This is a genomic window from Corynebacterium sp. MSK071, assembly GCF_030232125.1.
In the GTDB taxonomy this organism is placed as follows: Bacteria; Actinomycetota; Actinomycetes; order Mycobacteriales; family Mycobacteriaceae; genus Corynebacterium; species Corynebacterium kefirresidentii.
On the sequence record NZ_JASPJA010000015.1, the window covers coordinates 13,821 to 29,402 of the forward strand.

The 15,582-nt window shown below is 58.0% G+C and carries 16 protein-coding genes; 5 read left to right on the forward strand and 11 right to left on the reverse strand.

Going from position 1 to position 15,582, the window contains the following annotated elements; translation table 11 throughout:
- Positions 1-17: 17 nt before the first annotated feature.
- The 5 genes from QP990_RS11040 to glpX form a co-directional block, all read right to left on the reverse strand.
- The gene (locus QP990_RS11040; RefSeq protein WP_284799247.1) at positions 18-311 is read right to left on the reverse strand and encodes a DUF2316 family protein; all 294 of its coding nucleotides are present in this window, start codon (positions 309-311) and stop codon (positions 18-20) included.
- Positions 311-1,879: an MDR family MFS transporter gene (locus QP990_RS11045; protein WP_284799249.1), complete on the reverse strand. Its 1,569-nt coding sequence runs from the start codon at positions 1,877-1,879 to the stop codon at positions 311-313. Before QP990_RS11045 ends, QP990_RS11040 begins: the two co-directional genes overlap by 1 nt.
- Positions 1,873-2,496, reverse strand: a complete 624-nt coding sequence (locus QP990_RS11050; RefSeq protein WP_284799251.1) for a TetR/AcrR family transcriptional regulator — start codon at positions 2,494-2,496, stop codon at positions 1,873-1,875. Before QP990_RS11050 ends, QP990_RS11045 begins: the two co-directional genes overlap by 7 nt.
- A gap of 174 nt (positions 2,497-2,670) precedes the next feature.
- On the reverse strand, positions 2,671-4,071 hold the full coding sequence (locus QP990_RS11055) for a class II fumarate hydratase (RefSeq protein ID WP_284799253.1): 1,401 nt from the start codon (positions 4,069-4,071) through the stop codon (positions 2,671-2,673).
- Positions 4,072-4,156: 85 nt separating this feature from the next.
- Positions 4,157-5,170, reverse strand: coding sequence for a class II fructose-bisphosphatase (gene glpX / locus QP990_RS11060; RefSeq protein ID WP_023021881.1), 1,014 nt, complete (start codon positions 5,168-5,170; stop codon positions 4,157-4,159).
- Between the two features lie 188 nt (positions 5,171-5,358).
- Here glpX and QP990_RS11065 point away from each other — a divergent pair, with 188 nt between their 5' ends.
- Positions 5,359-5,928: a DUF4245 domain-containing protein gene (locus QP990_RS11065; RefSeq protein WP_034656435.1), complete on the forward strand. Its 570-nt coding sequence runs from the start codon at positions 5,359-5,361 to the stop codon at positions 5,926-5,928.
- On the opposite strand, the gene QP990_RS11070 is transcribed toward QP990_RS11065, so the two are convergent.
- From QP990_RS11070 to xseA, 3 genes are read right to left on the reverse strand one after another with little or no spacing between them, the layout of a single operon-like run.
- Positions 5,912-6,280, reverse strand: a complete 369-nt coding sequence (locus tag QP990_RS11070) for a hypothetical protein (protein WP_023021879.1) — start codon at positions 6,278-6,280, stop codon at positions 5,912-5,914. The two genes, QP990_RS11065 and QP990_RS11070, sit on opposite strands and share 17 nt — an antisense overlap.
- Positions 6,280-6,549: an exodeoxyribonuclease VII small subunit gene (locus QP990_RS11075; RefSeq protein ID WP_023021878.1), complete on the reverse strand. Its 270-nt coding sequence runs from the start codon at positions 6,547-6,549 to the stop codon at positions 6,280-6,282. Before QP990_RS11075 ends, QP990_RS11070 begins: the two co-directional genes overlap by 1 nt.
- A 21-nt stretch (positions 6,550-6,570) precedes the next feature.
- Complete coding sequence (xseA, locus tag QP990_RS11080) at positions 6,571-7,812, reverse strand: exodeoxyribonuclease VII large subunit (protein WP_023021877.1); 1,242 nt, start codon at positions 7,810-7,812, stop codon at positions 6,571-6,573.
- Positions 7,813-7,953: 141 nt separating this feature from the next.
- Between xseA and QP990_RS11085 the strand changes: the two genes are divergently transcribed.
- Entirely contained in the window at positions 7,954-8,904 is a 951-nt protein-coding gene (locus QP990_RS11085; RefSeq protein WP_023021876.1) for a 4-hydroxy-3-methylbut-2-enyl diphosphate reductase, read from the forward strand.
- A 63-nt stretch (positions 8,905-8,967) separates the two neighbouring features.
- On the opposite strand, the gene QP990_RS11090 is transcribed toward QP990_RS11085, so the two are convergent.
- From QP990_RS11090 to QP990_RS11100, 3 genes are all read right to left on the reverse strand, one after another.
- A complete protein-coding gene (locus tag QP990_RS11090) occupies positions 8,968-9,771 on the reverse strand; it encodes a Yip1 family protein (protein WP_284799255.1) in 804 nt (267 codons plus the stop codon).
- A 62-nt stretch (positions 9,772-9,833) separates the two neighbouring features.
- Entirely contained in the window at positions 9,834-10,904 is a 1,071-nt protein-coding gene (locus QP990_RS11095) for a DNA recombination protein RmuC (protein WP_034656472.1), read from the reverse strand.
- A 36-nt stretch (positions 10,905-10,940) separates the two neighbouring features.
- On the reverse strand, positions 10,941-12,410 hold the full coding sequence (locus tag QP990_RS11100) for an AI-2E family transporter (protein ID WP_284799256.1): 1,470 nt from the start codon (positions 12,408-12,410) through the stop codon (positions 10,941-10,943).
- Positions 12,411-12,457: 47 nt separating this feature from the next.
- Here QP990_RS11100 and ychF point away from each other — a divergent pair, with 47 nt between their 5' ends.
- The 3 genes from ychF to QP990_RS11115 all read left to right on the forward strand — a co-directional run bounded on the left by ychF (position 12,458) and on the right by QP990_RS11115 (position 15,339).
- Positions 12,458-13,543 (forward strand): redox-regulated ATPase YchF, encoded by a 1,086-nt coding sequence (gene ychF / locus QP990_RS11105; protein WP_284799257.1) that lies wholly within the window; start codon positions 12,458-12,460, stop codon positions 13,541-13,543.
- 128 nt (positions 13,544-13,671) lie between these two features.
- Positions 13,672-14,205 (forward strand): type 1 glutamine amidotransferase domain-containing protein, encoded by a 534-nt coding sequence (locus QP990_RS11110; protein WP_284799259.1) that lies wholly within the window; start codon positions 13,672-13,674, stop codon positions 14,203-14,205.
- A gap of 222 nt (positions 14,206-14,427) precedes the next feature.
- Positions 14,428-15,339 carry a cation diffusion facilitator family transporter gene (locus tag QP990_RS11115; RefSeq protein ID WP_239208026.1) on the forward strand — a complete coding sequence of 304 codons (912 nt, stop codon included), beginning with the start codon at positions 14,428-14,430 and terminating at the stop codon, positions 15,337-15,339.
- The last annotated feature ends 243 nt before the right edge of the window (positions 15,340-15,582 follow it).

A 15,582-nucleotide genomic window follows, 5' to 3' on the forward strand; every position in this document is an offset into this window, starting at 1 on the left:
GCGGGGCGTGTGGGGCGCTACACCGTAGGAACGTCCCAGGGGCCGAACCAGCGCTGCGCCGATGAGCGCATGTTATCGCTCAAGCGGCTAAAGCGCGGGATCGGGATACCGTGTGCGCGGGCTAAGGAAACTAGATAGTCCCTAGTGCGCCATACCTCGATGGGGTTGGCATGAACATCCAATGCCGCCTGCAGGCCGCCAGGAGCATAGCCGAGGGCGGATTCAATGGGGGCGTCGGCAAGCGGGAGTGCATCGCGCAAGGCATGCAGTTCTTGGCTTGTAGCCTCAGTTTCTGCAGGTGTGAGCGACATTAGTCAATGGTTTCCTTCAGTCGCTCCTCGCGCAGAGGCAGGAGGAGAAGGAGCGCGACGATGACCAACGGAACCATCAGAGCGATAACCGGGGTCAGGCCGTCATTATAGGAATTGAGGATTGCTTCCTCGATTGGCTTGGGGAAGGACGCGACCAAATCTGGGGTGAGGCTATTGGCACCGCCGTCGGCATTGCCAAACTTTTCTGCATAGGCGGCGCCCTCAGGGCCCATCTTTTGGAAGGCTTCTGGCATGCGGGTGGCCATCTCATCCTTCATATTGTGGATGAACATGGAGCCAACCAGGGAAGCACCCAGTGCGGAACCGATCTGGCGGAAGAAGTTATTCGCCGCGGTAGCTGTACCCACCTGGGACAGTGGGAAGGAATTCTGGACGATGAGCACGAGTACCTGGATAACCATGCCCAGGCCGATGCCGAAGACCAAGAACTCGCAGCCCAGCTGCTTCAGGGAAGTCTCTACGGTCAGGTGAGACATCCAGAACAATGCACCAGCGGTAATGGCTAGGCCGATGATGGGGTAGACCTTGTAGTGGCCAGTGCGGGCGATGATGAAGCCCACACCAGTGGAGGTGCCGATAAGGCCCACCATCATCGGAATCATCATCAGACCCGCCTTGGTCGGGGTCAGGGTGTGCACCATCTGCAAGTAAGTAGGCATGTAGCCCAGAACACCGAACATTGCCAGGCCCAGTACCACGCCGGACAGGGTAGTAAGGGCCATGTTGCGGTTTTTGAATAGGCGAACTGGAATGAGCGGTTCCTTGGCGCGCAGCTCCACCAGGATGGTGATGATGGCGCCAACGATGGTGATGGCACCCAAGGTGAGGATCATGGACGAGCCCCACTCGTACTCGGTGCCGCCCCAGGTGGTCATGAGAATAAGGGAAGCGGTGGTGATGGCGATGAAGGTGGCGCCGAGCCAGTCGAAGCGCTTCATGTCGGCCTCACCGACGCGCAGGTGCAGCACCAAGGTGCAGACGATGATGGCGAGGATGCCAAGCGGGATGTTCATCCACATGCCCCAGCGCCAACCAGGGCCATCGGTGAACCAGCCGCCGAGGACGGGGCCGAGGACGGAAGACAGGCCAAAGACGCCGCCCATGATGCCCATGAACTTGCCGCGCTCACGGGAGGAGGTGACCTCGGCGATGATGGATTGGGAAGAGATCATCATGAATCCAGCGCCAAAGCCTTGCACGGCGCGGGCGATAATCAGCAGCGTCATGGAGTCAGCAAAGCCACCGAGGGTGGAACCCACGACGAAGGTGGCGATACCCCCAATGTAGAGCCACTTGCGGCCCAACATGTCACCCAGCTTGCCGGAGATAGGCATGGCGATGGTCATGGTGACAAGGAAGGCGGAGATGACCCAGCTCATGTGGTCGACGCCGCCGAGCTCACCAACGATGGTTGGAAGAGCAGAAGAGAAGATCATTTGGCCCAAGGAGCTCATCAGCATGGTGAGCATTAGGGCCGAGAAAATAAGCCCGAGGTTATCGGCGCGGGACTGGCCCTGCGAGGGGGCCTTAGCAGCCGTATCTACCATCGCATTCCTTTCATAAAGTCTGTTATTAGCGTGAGGGAAGTATCGAGACGCGCGCTGAGGTCTAGGCTGCAATCTGCATCCGGGGATGCCATCGCCAACCAAAGTGCCTCACGGACGAGGCCGGCGATGAGCATCGCCTCGGTGCTAGAAGAGCAGCTGTCAAGGACGCGAAGCTCCGGTTCTTTGTTAAGGCGCTCTTCAATGAGATCGATGAGCTCAATGGATTTTGCTCGCTTCCGGCTTATTGCCGCCGCAGCTGCATCTGGATCATTGGAGATGCGTTTGCGGCGATCCCGGATAGTCGGGTTGATGTGGTGGCCTTCCATGTGCTGTCTGACCAACTGGAGGACGAGGTCTACCATGCTGGTCGTTGGCTCATTAAGGAAGAGTTCCCGCATCTCTTCCGTAAACTCGGTGCTTGGAGCGCCCAAAACGGCGGATTCCTTGGAATCGAAGTAATTAAAGAAGGTGCGCCGAGAAATACCGGCTACTTCGCAGATCCGCTCAATGGTGACTGCGCTAAAGGACTGTTCATCCACCAGTTTTGTGGCGGCATCCTCTATGCGCAGGCGCGTCTCGAGACGTTTCTGCTCGCGTAGTGATAGTTCTTCTTGCACGTCATGCAACGTTACACTCGGTGCAAACTTGCACCAAGTGCAAAAAGGGTGATTTTAGAGGTGCATCCTTCTTTATGTGAGATGTGCCATTGCTCTTGCCGACGTCCCCCTTACCCCAGGCATGCGAAACCCCGCCCGGGTCCTGCCCGGGCGGGGTAGCGGTGCGGCGGATACTTAGAAGTTATCGCGGTCGCGGTTAGTCATGCTCAGCACATCGAGGCGCTTATCCAGCTCTTCCTCGGTGAGGTTTTCGCCATCGACAAAGCCCAAATCAATGACGGCCTGGCGAACAGTGATCTTCTCATGCAAGGCATGCTTGGCGGCCTTGGCCGCGTTCTCGTAACCAATAGCAGAGTTGAGCGGGGTCACGATGGAAGTGGAAGACTCCGCAAAGTGCTTCATGCGCTCCTCGTTGGCCTCGATGTGATCGATGCACTTATCGGCGAAGACGCGGGAGGCATTGGATAGCAGGCGAGCAGACTCGAGCACGTTGCGTGCCATCATCGGGATGAAGACATTGAGCTCGAAGTGGCCCTGGGCACCGCCGAAGGCGACTGCGGCGTCATTGCCCACCACCTGGCCGGCAACCATGGTGACGGCCTCCGGAATGACCGGGTTGACCTTACCCGGCATGATGGAGGAACCTGGCTGCAGGTCCTTCAGGTGAATCTCTGCCAGGCCGGTCAGTGGGCCAGAGCCCATCATGCGGAGGTCATTAGCAATCTTATTAAGGGACACAGCAACCGCGCGCATGGCGCCGGAGAACTCCACCAAGCCATCGCGTGCGGCCTGTGCCTCAAAGTGGTTCCCTGCTTCCTTTAGTTCCGCAACACCGGTGAGCTTCTTGAGCTCTTCGGTGACCTTAGCGCCAAAGTCCCCAGAGGTATTCAGGCCGGTGCCGGTGGCGGTACCGCCGATGGCCAGCTCGCCCAAGCGTGGCAGGGTGGCCTCGATCCGCTCGATGCCCAGCTCAATCTGGCGGGCGTAGCCACCGAATTCTTGACCGAGGGTAACCGGGGTGGCGTCCATCAAGTGGGTACGGCCCGCCTTGACCACGTCGGCGAATTCCTTGGCCTTCTTGCTCAGGGACTCGTGCAGAACCTTCAAGCCCGGAATGAGGTCATTAACGGCGGCCTCAGTAGCGGCAACGTGGGTGGCGGTGGGGAAAGTGTCATTAGAGGACTGGCCCATATTCACGTGGTCATTCGGGTGAATCTCCACGCCATTCTGGTGTGCCAAGGAGGCGATAACCTCATTGGTATTCATATTGGACGAGGTGCCCGAACCAGTCTGGAAAACGTCGATAGGGAAAGCATCATTGTGCTTGCCCTCGGCGATTTCAGTAGCGGCGGCGATAATGGCATCGGCCTTGTCCGCGTCCAACTTGCCGGAATCCTTATTTACCTGAGCACAAGCTGCCTTAAGGAGGCCAAGTGCGCGAATCTGCGCATTTTCGAGGCCGCGGCCGGAAATAGGGAAGTTGTCCACTGCGCGCTGGGTCTGTGCTCGCCACAGGGCATCTGCAGGAACCTTTACTTCGCCCATGGTGTCATGTTCGATGCGGTATTCAGTCATGTGAAGATCACCTCAGTTAATTGGGTAGTGTGTGCTTTCCAGTATGGCGGAGATCTACCAGGAGGGCCGCCTTCGGGGGTGCCCCCTAGTTTTTGGTCGGGGTGGTGTAATCCACTACGGAATATTCCTGCAGCTTGGATAGCTTATGGATGGAGTCGATGTAGCGGATGGTGCCGGACTTGGAACGCATAACCAGTGAGCGGGTAGTAGCGCCGGAATTGCGGTAGGAAACACCGCGCAGCATGTCACCATTGGTCACGCCGGTGGCAGCGAAGTAGCAGTTTTCGGAGGAGACCAAGTCAGTGGTCTTAAGGACGCGGTCCAAATCGTGGCCTGCTGCGCGGGCCTTTTCTGCTTCCTCTTCATCCTTTGGCCACAGCTTGCCCTGGATTTCGCCGCCCATGCAGCGCATAGCGCAGGCGGTGATGATGCCTTCTGGGGTGCCGCCGATGCCCATCATCATGTCGATGGAATTGGAATCCTGGCAGGTGGCGATGGCGCCTGCAACGTCGCCATCCATAATGAGGCGCACCTTTGCGCCGGCGGCGCGAATTTCAGAGATGAGCTGCTCGTGGCGCGGGCGGTCAAGGACCACGACGGTCAGATCTTCCGGGCGGATATTCTTCGCCTTGGCCACGGAGTTGATGTTCCACTCCACTGACTCGTTGATGTCGATAGCGCCGACTGCTTCTGGGCCAACAGCAATCTTTTCCATGTAGAAGACTGCGGAAGGGTCATACATGGTTCCGCGCTCTGCGGCCGCGATGACGGAGATAGCGTTGGGGCGGCCTTCTGCCATCAAACGAGTTCCGTCAACGGGGTCCACGGCGATATCCATGGCGGCGCCCTCGCCGGTGCCTACCTCTTCGCCGTTAAATAGCATAGGGGCCTCATCCTTTTCGCCCTCACCAATGACAACGACGCCGTTCATTGCAACGGAGTTGATGAGCTTACGCATGGCGTCGACCGCCGCGCCATCGCCCTCATTCTTCTGGCCGCGGCCTACCCAACGGCCGGATGCGAGCGCTGCTGCCTCAGTGACACGGACCAGTTCCATCGCCAGGTTGCGGTCAGGAAGATAAGACGTATTTTCGGACATGTGTAGTGGTTGCCTTCCATAGTTTTCTCATCGAGGGGTGTTCCCCTTGATGCTCTACCTTTCCATTCTCGCACTTTTTTGCTCTAATGGGTCTGATTTTGCGCCCCATTTGTGGGGGATTCATCAAACTTTCGGGGGAGAATGGGCCGTGTGGCTTTTTGGAAGCACACCGTGCGATACTAAGGCGCGTGGCTGCAGAAGAAAGACCAAAGATTTTTGAAGGCGCGAAGGATATCTCCCTGTCCCTCGCCGTCGTGGTGATCATGATGCTGCTGGCCGTAGGAGCGACCGGCCTATGCTCGATCAATTCCGAAACTCAACAGGGAGCGGTGCAGGAAGTGGATGAACAAACCTTCCTTGAAACCCAAGCTCGCGCAGGAATTGGCGCTATTCGCAATCCTGATATGCCAGAGGGCTGGGAGGCTAATGCTGCCCGCCGCGTTGATATGGGAGGAGAAAACGCCACCGTGGTCAGCTGGGTGACCGCTGACCAAGGGTTTGTGGAGTCTACTCAGACACAGGTGGCGGCCGATGATGCGGGTAAGGAATACGACGCCAACTACCGCGGCATCGAATCTGCCCGTGAGGTCAAAGGGCACCAAGTGCGGGTACTAGAAAGTGATGACGACTCCGTGCGCCGCCTGTGGGTGACAGATTTGGGCGACGCCCGCCTCATTATCTCCGGTGCCGCAGACGATAGCGATTTTGAGGCTGCTACCGCTGCGTTTATCGACGCCGCACCTATAGCCGAAAAATAACCTCGCCCAATCCTTCTGCCGCAGCGGTGGCGCTAAGACCGTCGCCGGCCTGGGCAATGACCTCTGCGAGGGATTCCTCATCTAAGCCGCTAAGGCGCGTCTTTCCTACAAAAACATCGATGCGCTCACGCTGGGAACGCTGCGGATAAATAGCGATTTCGCGTACCTTATCGCCTGTAAAGCGCAGCACCACGGATTGGGAGAAATAGCTCACCTCGTCATCATCGCGGGTATGTGCTGGGCCAAAGAATTCCTCTACGAATTCCCGGGAGTCTCCCGCCATGATGGAACCGGCGGCCGCAGACCTCGACACAAAATCCACCCGCTCACCTGGATACCCATAAATCTGCACTACTCGTCTCCTTCTGCGTCTGCTTTTTCGGCCCTCTCGAGCGCTGCTTCAACGCGCTTTGCTGCGCCGTCGAGATGTGCCTCGCACGTTCGGGCAAGGGCCTCGCCGCGCTCCCAATACTTCAGTGACTCATCCAAGCCCATCTGCCCGAGCTCTAAGATCTTTACGGTTTCAATGAGCTCGTCTCGGGCTTGCTCATAACTCAATTTTTCTACTGGGGTAAAAGCATCCTGGCCTGGTTGACCGGTGCCAATGGTGTCCTCTGACATTGTTTTCTCCTTGTTCGGTGATTAATCGGCGGCCTGGGAGGCCATAGAAACAGCGGTAATAGACCCATCGCCCACGCGGATGCGCAGTTGCGCGCCGGGAGGGGATTGCTCATAAGAGGTGACAACTTCGGGGCCGGAGCCATCTTTGGGTACCACTTGGACGATGGAATACCCGCGGGCGAGAGTAGCTGAAGGTCCCAAAGCTGAAACGCGAGCACGCAGCGACTCCACGTGGCGGGTCTCGCGTTCTACCATGACCTCAATTTCCCGGCGCATGGTGGCACGAGTCCGCTCTATTTCCTCGCGGCGCGTACGAATGGGGGTCATGGGGTCTGCCATGACGGGCCGGGAACGAATATTGTCCAGGCCGCGTCGCTCCCTTTCCACCCAGCCGCGCAAGGCGGCAGCCATCCGGGAGCGTGCCTCTGCGATAACGGCACGCTCCTCGGCCACGGAGGGGACGACGCGCTTTGCGGCGTCGGTAGGCGTGGCAGCGCGCAGATCCGCGACGTTATCGAGCACCGGGCTATCCGGCTCATGGCCGATGGCGGAGACCACCGGAGTGCCAGCAGCCGCGACCGCGCGTTGCAGCGCTTCTTCTGAGAAGGGAAGCAGGTCTTCTACAGAGCCACCACCGCGGGCGATGATGATGACGTCTACCTCTGGATCCGCATCTAGCTGCTGGAGGGCATCGATAACCTCTGGAACGGTATTCGCACCTTGAACCGCGGTATTGAGAACTCGGAATTGTACCGCTGGCCAGCGATCATGAGCTACCGCCATCACATCTCGCTCCGCGGCCGAACCGCGGCCGGTAATCAGCCCGATTTTGTGCGGTAGGTAAGGCAGTGGCCGCTTGCGAGCAGGATCAAAAAGTCCCTCTGCCGAAAGCTGCTGGCGCAATTTCTCAATGCGCGCGAGTAGATCACCTATGCCCACATGACGAATCTCCGTGGTCCACAGTGAAAAAGAACCGCGGCCGGCATAAAAAGCCGGCTTGCCATGGACAATGACGCGGTCGCCGTCTTTTAGCGGTGCTGACAATGACTGCAACATTGATGATGGGCAGGTCAGCTGCACGGACTTTTCCTGCTGTACATCACGCAGCGTGAGATAGGACAGCTTCCAGGTGGGTTTGAAATTAATTTGGGTTAATTGACCCTCTACCCACAGGTAGCCCAGGCGCTCGATCCAGCCCTTGACTTGGTCGTTGACTTTACCAACGGGCCAGGGAGTATCCGGAGTATTTGCCGGTTGATTCACACAGCCTCCCTTTCTTCAGTCTGCCGTATTCTTCCGCCTAGTTTAGGGGCCAGCGCAGATGATTGCCCCGCTCGGGGCAGCCGGAATGGTGGCGGTGGGCCCCACTATTGTTTTGGGTGCTGTTTCGATACTCTGGGAGCCATGACTGAAGGTAAAAATGTTCTCCTCGCGGCGCCGCGCGGATACTGCGCAGGCGTAGATCGCGCGGTTGAAACCGTAGAAAAGGCGCTGGAAAAGTACGGCGCGCCCATTTATGTACGCAAGCAAATCGTGCACAACCGCTACGTCGTAGAGTCTTTGGCAGAACGCGGCGTCATCTTTGTTGACGAGGCCTCTGAAGCCCCAGAAGGTGCCCACCTAGTCTTTTCCGCCCATGGTATTTCCCCGGCCGTTCGGGCAGAGGCAACGCAGCGCAAGCAACTAACGTTGGACGCCACGTGCCCATTGGTAACCAAGGTGCATAAGGAAGCCCAGCGCTTCCAGCGCGATGGCTATCACATCCTCTTGGTTGGCCACGAAGGACATGAGGAAGTGGAAGGAACCGCCGGCGAAGCACCGGAGGTTACCCACCTTGTGGATGGCGTCGAGGGCGTTGCTAAGCTGCCGGATTTCCTGCAGGACGAGAAGCTTATTTGGCTGTCCCAAACCACGCTCTCGGTGGATGAGACGATCACCATCGTCAATAAACTGCGCGAGCGTTTCCCGCATCTGGAAAATCCGCCTTCAGACGATATTTGCTACGCCACCCAAAACCGCCAAGAATCCGTCAAAGCCATTGCCCCCAAGTGCGACCTGATGATTGTGGTGGGGTCTAAAAACTCCTCTAACTCGGTGCGCTTGGTCGAAGTCGCGCTCGAGGCTGGTGCTAAGGCTTCACACCTCGTAGATTTTGCCAAGGAGATCGACGATGCCTGGCTGGAAGGCGTGCGCACCGTCGGAGTCACCTGTGGTGCATCTGTACCAGAATTGCTGGTACGCGAGGTATTGGAATTTCTCGATGCGCGTGGCTATAGCGACGTAGAACAGGTAACTACCTCTACGGAGACGATTACCTTCGCCCTGCCGCGCGACCTGCGCCCAGCACGCACTTAAACAGGCGCGCGCTTAAACTACATCTAAAAAAAGAAAGGCCCGTTTCCGGGCCTTTCTTTTGTTTTAGTCCTCGTCATAGAGGTTATCGTCCCAACCTTGCTTGGGCGCTTGCTTGTGCTCCTGAGACGCCGGTACCGAATCGCCGGCGCGCCGGGTTGGATCCGGGCGCATTGGATTTGCGCGTTCCTCTTGCTGGAGGCGGCGGCGTTCCTCTCGGTCGCGCCCACGCAGGCGATCTTTGGGCGTGGGGCGGGACTTCCTTAACGTGTGAGAAGCGCGGGCGCGCTGCGGAGTGGCTGGAGTTTTAGTAGGTTCCTTTGCCAGCCTATCGCGCGCCATCAAGTCAGCGACCGATAAACGCTCAGCGCGATTGCGGCGGTCTTGCTCAGCATCGGAACGGCGGGAGGAAGTTTCCATTTTAGCGGTGCGACGTGCCGTCTTACGGTAGCGGACCCATCGCAACCAGCCGATGATTCCTGCGCCTACTAAAGCGATGAGGAGCCAGAGAAAGCTTTGGACAAGGGGGAAAGCTGCGGTTACGGTAGCCGTCTTGGAAAACGGTGATGCTCCCTCTGGCAAGTTGGCCTTGGTAATAAAGAATCCGGCCAGTACCACCGTGATGGCATACAAGATGGGGATGGAAGCCACCGTGAGGAAGAGGCCGCGTTCTTCTACGATGAGCGCCACCAGCAGCGAGCCGATGACGAGGAAGGCGAGGTAAGCCCACCCGATGGTACCCATCAGGATGGAAATCAACGCGCCGGTGAGCAAAATTGCCGCGAGCAGCCCAAGGCCCGTGCCCAGCGTGATGCTGGGGAGTCCAGAGCTTTGGGCGGCGGAAGACTTTCTTTGCTTGGCTTGTGACACGTCGGAAGATCCTACCGGTTCGTGCCTGCCCATGGCTATTTCCACGCACTAAGTCGCCGGATTTATAGTGGCGAATGCCCGCGCGGCCACGTATCGATGGCTATGGGCTCCCGTGGCGTGCGGTCCGTGCGGCCTGGGATATCCATCTCGTGCAATTTGCGGGCGGTGACGCCGACCCGGGAATCTAGCGAGGACAGTGTGGCATTGTAGGCTTCGACTGCCTTTTCCAAGTTGTGGCCCACCCTGCCATAGTGATCAGAAAGTGTATTCAGGCGCGTGTACAGTTCGCGCCCTAGGCGCTGAACCTCCTTTGCCTTGGCTGAGATGTCTTCTTGGTGCCACCCCATAGCCACCGTGCGCAGGAGGGCGAAAAGCGAGCTGGGGGTGGCAATTACTACATTGCGTTCAAAGGCATACTCGATGAGTTCTGGGTCCACTGACAATGCAGCATCGAGGAAAGGATCTGCAGGGACAAACAGGATGACGAATTCGGGTGTAGGTTGAAACGCTTCAATATAGTCTTTGTGCGATAGTGCTTGGACGTGGCCACGCATCAAGTGTGCGTGGCGGCGCAAGAAGCCGGCGTGTTCTTCTGGGTCATCGGTCTCCAGCGCGTCGAGGTAAGAAGTAAAAGGCACCTTGGCATCGACAATGATATGGCGGCCACCAGCCAACTTGATAACCATGTCTGGGCGAACGATGCGACCACCCAGCGGAGCAGAAACCTGGCAGTCAAAGTCCACATGTTTGGTCATGCCGCCTATTTCAACCACCCGCTCCAATTGCACCTCGCCCCAACGACCGCGGGTATTGGGCGAGCGCAAGGCACTAACAAGTTTGTCAGTGCGTTCAGTCAGACGAGAGGAGGTACGGGTTACCGCCTGGACCTGGCTAGAAAGGGAAGCGAGCAGCGCGGTGCGGTCTTCCTCAATTTCTTGGAGCTGAAACCCCAAGCGGTCCATGGCCTTTTCCAGCGGCTGGAGCTCAGCTTGGCGACGCTGCGATTCTTGCAGCGCGCGGTGTTCGGCACTTGGCGCCGAACGAGCAGCGGAGTAGGAATGGGCCAACCAACCCATTACCGCGCCGAGGGTGAGGCCGATAAAAAGTAGCAGCACGGGCAATGTGGAAGTCATGGAACCCAGCATGGCACGTACAGCCGACACAGCCCACTATTTTTTCGAATCTCCGTTCAAAAGGCCCTCGAAGGCATCGCGGGCACGGCGCAGGTTGGAGCGCACGCCGGGCTTCTCATGCTTTTTCGGGGTGGATTCCACGTTGAGGGCAGCGTCGAGGGAATTGGAGTTGCCGTCCGCGGCTACGTCCGCCACTGCGCCTTCTGGGGCTGCGTAGTCCGGCATTTTAAGCCACGCCTCGCGCTTATAGCGCCCTTGTTCCTCCGTATAACGGCCGATGAGGTAGCCAGCTACGGTGGAAAAGTCCAGCTCCGCGGCGGTCTTTTCGCCCGACTGGAGCTTCATCATATCTTGGCTGTAGCGATAGGCCACCGCGAACATCGCGGCTGCCGGAACCGCGAGGAAACCTCCCACCAGGCCAAATAGCGCAGAGCCTACGGTCACAGAAACCAAGACGATGACGGGGTGCAGGTCCATGGCCTTGGACTGCAGCCAAGGGGAAAGGACATTTCCCTCCAGCTGTTGGACCAGCAAGACCAGTCCAAGAACGAGCAAGGCCTTGGTAATACCAAGGGACACCAGTGCGATGGTGACGGAAAGGGCACCGGCCACAATTGCACCGACGAAGGGGATAAAGCCGGCGATGAAGGTGATGATTGCCAAAGCCATGGCCAGGGGGACGCCGATGAGGGCGAGGCCGATGCCGATAAAGACGGCGTCGACAAGCGAGACAACTGCCTGCGCACGAATAAAGCCTCCAAGCGTGGTCCATGCGCGGGTGAGTAGCTCAGTAAGGTGCCAGCCGGCGCGTTTACCGGTGGCATCGCGCAGCCAGGGGAGGAACTTGGCGCCGTCCTTGAGGAAGAAGAAGGTCAGCACCAACACAATGAAGAGGGTGACCAAGATGGAGGTAGCGGTGCCGATACCGGTAAAGACGGAACCCGCGATGGCGCCAGCGCGCTGCTGCAGCCAGGAAGCCGCTTCATCGATGTAGCTGCTCATATCCTCGCTATCGAGGTTGAGGGGTGGGCCCTGTGCCCAGAGCTGCAGGCTTTGGATGCCGGAGACCGTCTGCAAGTACAAAGAGCGGGATTGGCGCATGAAGTCCGGGGCAACGAAGGAAATGAGTCCACCCACTGCCGTGAAAGAAACCAAAATGGTTACGGCAGCCGCCAACGCGGCGGGGAGGCCAATGCTGCGCAACTTCTTAGCCACTGGGGCTAGGACGGTGCAGATGATGAGGGCCAAAAGCACTGGCAAGATGCCCTGCCAGAAATTGCCGAGCAAGCGGTAGAGGGCGTAGAGGAAAACGCAGATGATGAGCAGGCGGACCGCCCATAGGGACGCAGACTTAACTACCTCGCCGGCAATGACAGAGCGATCTACCTGATCGCCCGGTGGATGTGGCGATACATCCTCCAGCTTGCTGGTATCGAAGCTTTCATCAAACTTATCGCCCAGGCCCGTCTTGGGAGCCTCGGGCAGCGGTTGGTTATCAGAACTCACCCCACCATCTTGCCTTAAAAGAAGGTGGGTGAGTTAGGATTGGCCCCGTGAGTCTTACACTAGGAATCGTCGGCCTGCCCAACGTGGGCAAGTCCACATTGTTTAATGCCCTGACCCGTTCCGAGATCCTGGCGGCGAACTACCCGTTTGCCACCATCGAGCCCAACGTGGGCCTGGTGGAGCTGCCGGACTCCCGCCTGACCCACCTGGCGGAAATGTTTAACTCGGAGCGTATCCTGCCCGCTACCGTGTCCTTCGTGGATATTGCCGGTATCGTCTCTGGCGCTTCGCAGGGTGAAGGCATGGGTAACGCCTTCCTAGCCAATATCCGTGAGGCAGATGCCATCTGCCAGGTGGTGCGCGCTTTTTCCGATGACAATGTCATCCACGTTGATGGCAAAGTTGACCCGCGCAATGACATCTCCGTTATTAATACCGAGCTCATCCTCGCGGACCTCCAAACCATTGAAAAGGCTCTGCCGCGCCTTGAAAAAGATGCGCGCAAGAATAAGGACCTGGCTGCCGAGGTGGAAGCCGCCAAGAAGGCGCAGGAGATTCTAGAAGATGACCGCACCCTCTTCGCAGCAGCTAAGGAGGGCGAGATTGACCTCTCGCTCGTGCGCGATCTGCACCTGATGACGGCAAAGCCTTTCCTCTATGTCTTTAACTCGGACGAGGCCGTGCTTACCGACGACGCAAAGAAGGAAGAGCTTCGCCAGCTCGTCGCCCCGGCCGAAGCCGTGTTCCTTGACGCCCAGACAGAAACTGAGCTGCTTGAGCTGGAAGAAGACGAAGCGCGCGAATTGCTTGAGTCCGTGGGCCAAGATGAGCCGGGGTTGGCTACTTTGGCCAAGGCGGGTTTTGCCACGCTGGGGCTGCAGACTTATCTCACCGCCGGTGAGAAGGAAGCCCGCGCGTGGACCATCAAGCAGGGCTTTGCCGCCCCGCAAGCCGCCGGCGTTATCCACACTGACTTTGAAAAGAAGTTCATCAAGGCCGAAATCGTTTCCTACGATGACCTAGTAGCCGCCGGCTCTATGGCCGAAGCTCGCGCGCACGGCAAGGTCCGCCAAGAAGGCAAGGACTACATCATGCAAGACGGCGACGTGTGCGATTTTAAGATCGGCGGTTAATTCCGCGTCTTCTAAGTCATGGGCCTCCTAACGGAGAAGGCACTGCCCGCGCAGGCGGAGAAATTGTAGCGATTGAGAATCTTCCGCGTTATTGTGGGCGAGGTACCCAAACAATAGGAGGTCACATTATGGCTGAACTAGACAACAAGACCATTGCAATCATCGCTACCGATGGTTTCGAAGACTCCGAGCTGACTTCCCCGTTGGAGGCCGTGAAGAACGCTGGTGCTACCGTGCGCGTCATCGCCCCTAAGGCCGGTACTATTACCGGCAAGAAGGACACGGAGATTTCCGTTGACGCCGTTACCGCTGACTCAACCGGCGAGTCTTTCGATGGCATTATCTTGCCTGGCGGTACCGACAATGCCGACCTGTTGCGCTTGGACAAGGCCGCAGTAGAAATCGTGCGCAACCACATGAGCAAGGATCTCCCGCTTGGTGCTATCTGCCACGGTGCATGGATCTTGGCCGATGCTGAAGCTCTTAAGGGTCGTACCTTGACGTCCTTCCCCTCCTTGCAGACCGACCTGCGCAATGCGCGCGCTACGTGGGTAGATGAGGAAGTCCACTGCGATCAGGGCTTGGTGTCCTCCCGTACTCCCGATGACCTGCCAGCCTTTAATGCCAAGCTGGTTGAGGAGTTTGCAGAGGGACAGCACTAAAGCTCCTCGCTTGCACGCCACGGGTATCACCCGTGGCTTTTTTGATCTTGCGCCAGAGTTCCTACCCCTATAAGGTTTTAGTTTCCTGAAGGGGAGTAGTTCCCTCGGATGATCCGAGATGCCTGGTCGACATACTGGCGTTTAGCCCGGCCAGCCAGCGTCCGCAATTTACGCGGGCGTGAACGAGACCTTCGGTCAGCAACCGCGCCGAAGGGAAAGACTATGTCTTCAATTACCTCTGAACAGCGCATTCTTGAGCGCTTTATGCAGCTTTCCATCGCTGCCGCCTTAGCCACCATCGTCCTCAAGGCTTTGGCAGCGTGGCTTACCGGCTCGGTGGGCTTCCTATCTGATGCTCTGGAATCCGTAGTGAACCTCGTGGCGGCCGTCGCCGGTTTTTATGCCCTCCGGATTGCTGCCAAGCCGGCCGATGATAACCACCAGTTTGGCCATGGCAAAGCGGAGTACGTCTCCGCCTTGGTGGAGGGCGCGATGATTTTCATTGCGGCCGGCATGATCATCTATACGGCCATCCAGCGCTTCTTTATTCCGCAGCCGATTGCGGAGGCAGGCTGGGGATTGGCATTATCGACGCTTTCGTCCGTGCTTAACCTGGTGGTGGGTATCGCGCTCATCCGCGCCGGCAAACGTTACCGTTCTGCCACCTTGGATGCGGATGGGCATCACCTGCTTACCGACGTCTGGACTTCCGTCGGCGTCCTTGTCGGTATCGCCGCCGTTTACCTAACCGGCTGGATGTGGCTAGACCCTGTCGTAGCACTCGCTGTGGGTATCAATATCTTGTGGACTGGTTACACCCTCCTGCGCGATTCCGTGAGCAGTTTGCTTTCTGAAGCACTTCCCGCGGATGAGCGCCAGCAGATTCGCCAGCTGCTGGCCCGGATGGAAAAGGAGCAATCGGTTACCTTCACGGACCGGCGTACTGTCGCTTCCGGCCGTCAGCGCTTGGTCTACCTGACCATGGAGGTGCCAGGAGAGTGGAGCGTTATGCATTCCCACGAGGTTGCTGACGTCGTGGAAATCGCCCTAGATGAGCTGTATCCAGGCTGCAGTGCGTTCATTCACGTGGAGCCGGCGGGCGTGGAAAACCGCCGCCCGTACCTATTTCGCTAGGCCTTAATTTTCTAAGTTTTCGGGCGGTCACTGTGGCTGATTTTTAGACCGACATGTGTGTAGACCCGTTCGAGTGAATAGGGCCTGTACATAACCTGTGCTTTTCCGCAGAAAGCATACACCCTTCTGAAAGGGCTCTGTGGGTTTAGTGGCACCGCCTTTTGGGGGTGGGGTAAGTCTTGAATGATTTGGAGAAAGTCGAGGGTGTTGACTACGGCGCTGCGGGGTCGTGAAACGACATCT

What these genes read in the sequence shown, in the direction of transcription:
- QP990_RS11040 (WP_284799247.1), bottom strand. Translation starts at nt 311, where the DNA reads ATGTCGCTCACACCTGCAGAAACTGAGGCTACAAGCCAAGAACTGCAT.
- glpX (WP_023021881.1), bottom strand. Translation starts at nt 5,170, where the DNA reads ATGTCCGAAAATACGTCTTATCTTCCTGACCGCAACCTGGCGATGGAA.
- QP990_RS11075 (WP_023021878.1), bottom strand. Translation starts at nt 6,549, where the DNA reads ATGTCAGAGGACACCATTGGCACCGGTCAACCAGGCCAGGATGCTTTT.
- QP990_RS11055 (WP_284799253.1), bottom strand. Translation starts at nt 4,071, where the DNA reads ATGACTGAATACCGCATCGAACATGACACCATGGGCGAAGTAAAGGTT.
- QP990_RS11095 (WP_034656472.1), bottom strand. Translation starts at nt 10,904, where the DNA reads ATGACTTCCACATTGCCCGTGCTGCTACTTTTTATCGGCCTCACCCTC.
- QP990_RS11115 (WP_239208026.1), top strand. Translation starts at nt 14,428, where the DNA reads ATGTCTTCAATTACCTCTGAACAGCGCATTCTTGAGCGCTTTATGCAG.
- QP990_RS11085 (WP_023021876.1), top strand. Translation starts at nt 7,954, where the DNA reads ATGACTGAAGGTAAAAATGTTCTCCTCGCGGCGCCGCGCGGATACTGC.
- QP990_RS11045 (WP_284799249.1), bottom strand. Translation starts at nt 1,879, where the DNA reads ATGGTAGATACGGCTGCTAAGGCCCCCTCGCAGGGCCAGTCCCGCGCC.
- QP990_RS11110 (WP_284799259.1), top strand. Translation starts at nt 13,672, where the DNA reads ATGGCTGAACTAGACAACAAGACCATTGCAATCATCGCTACCGATGGT.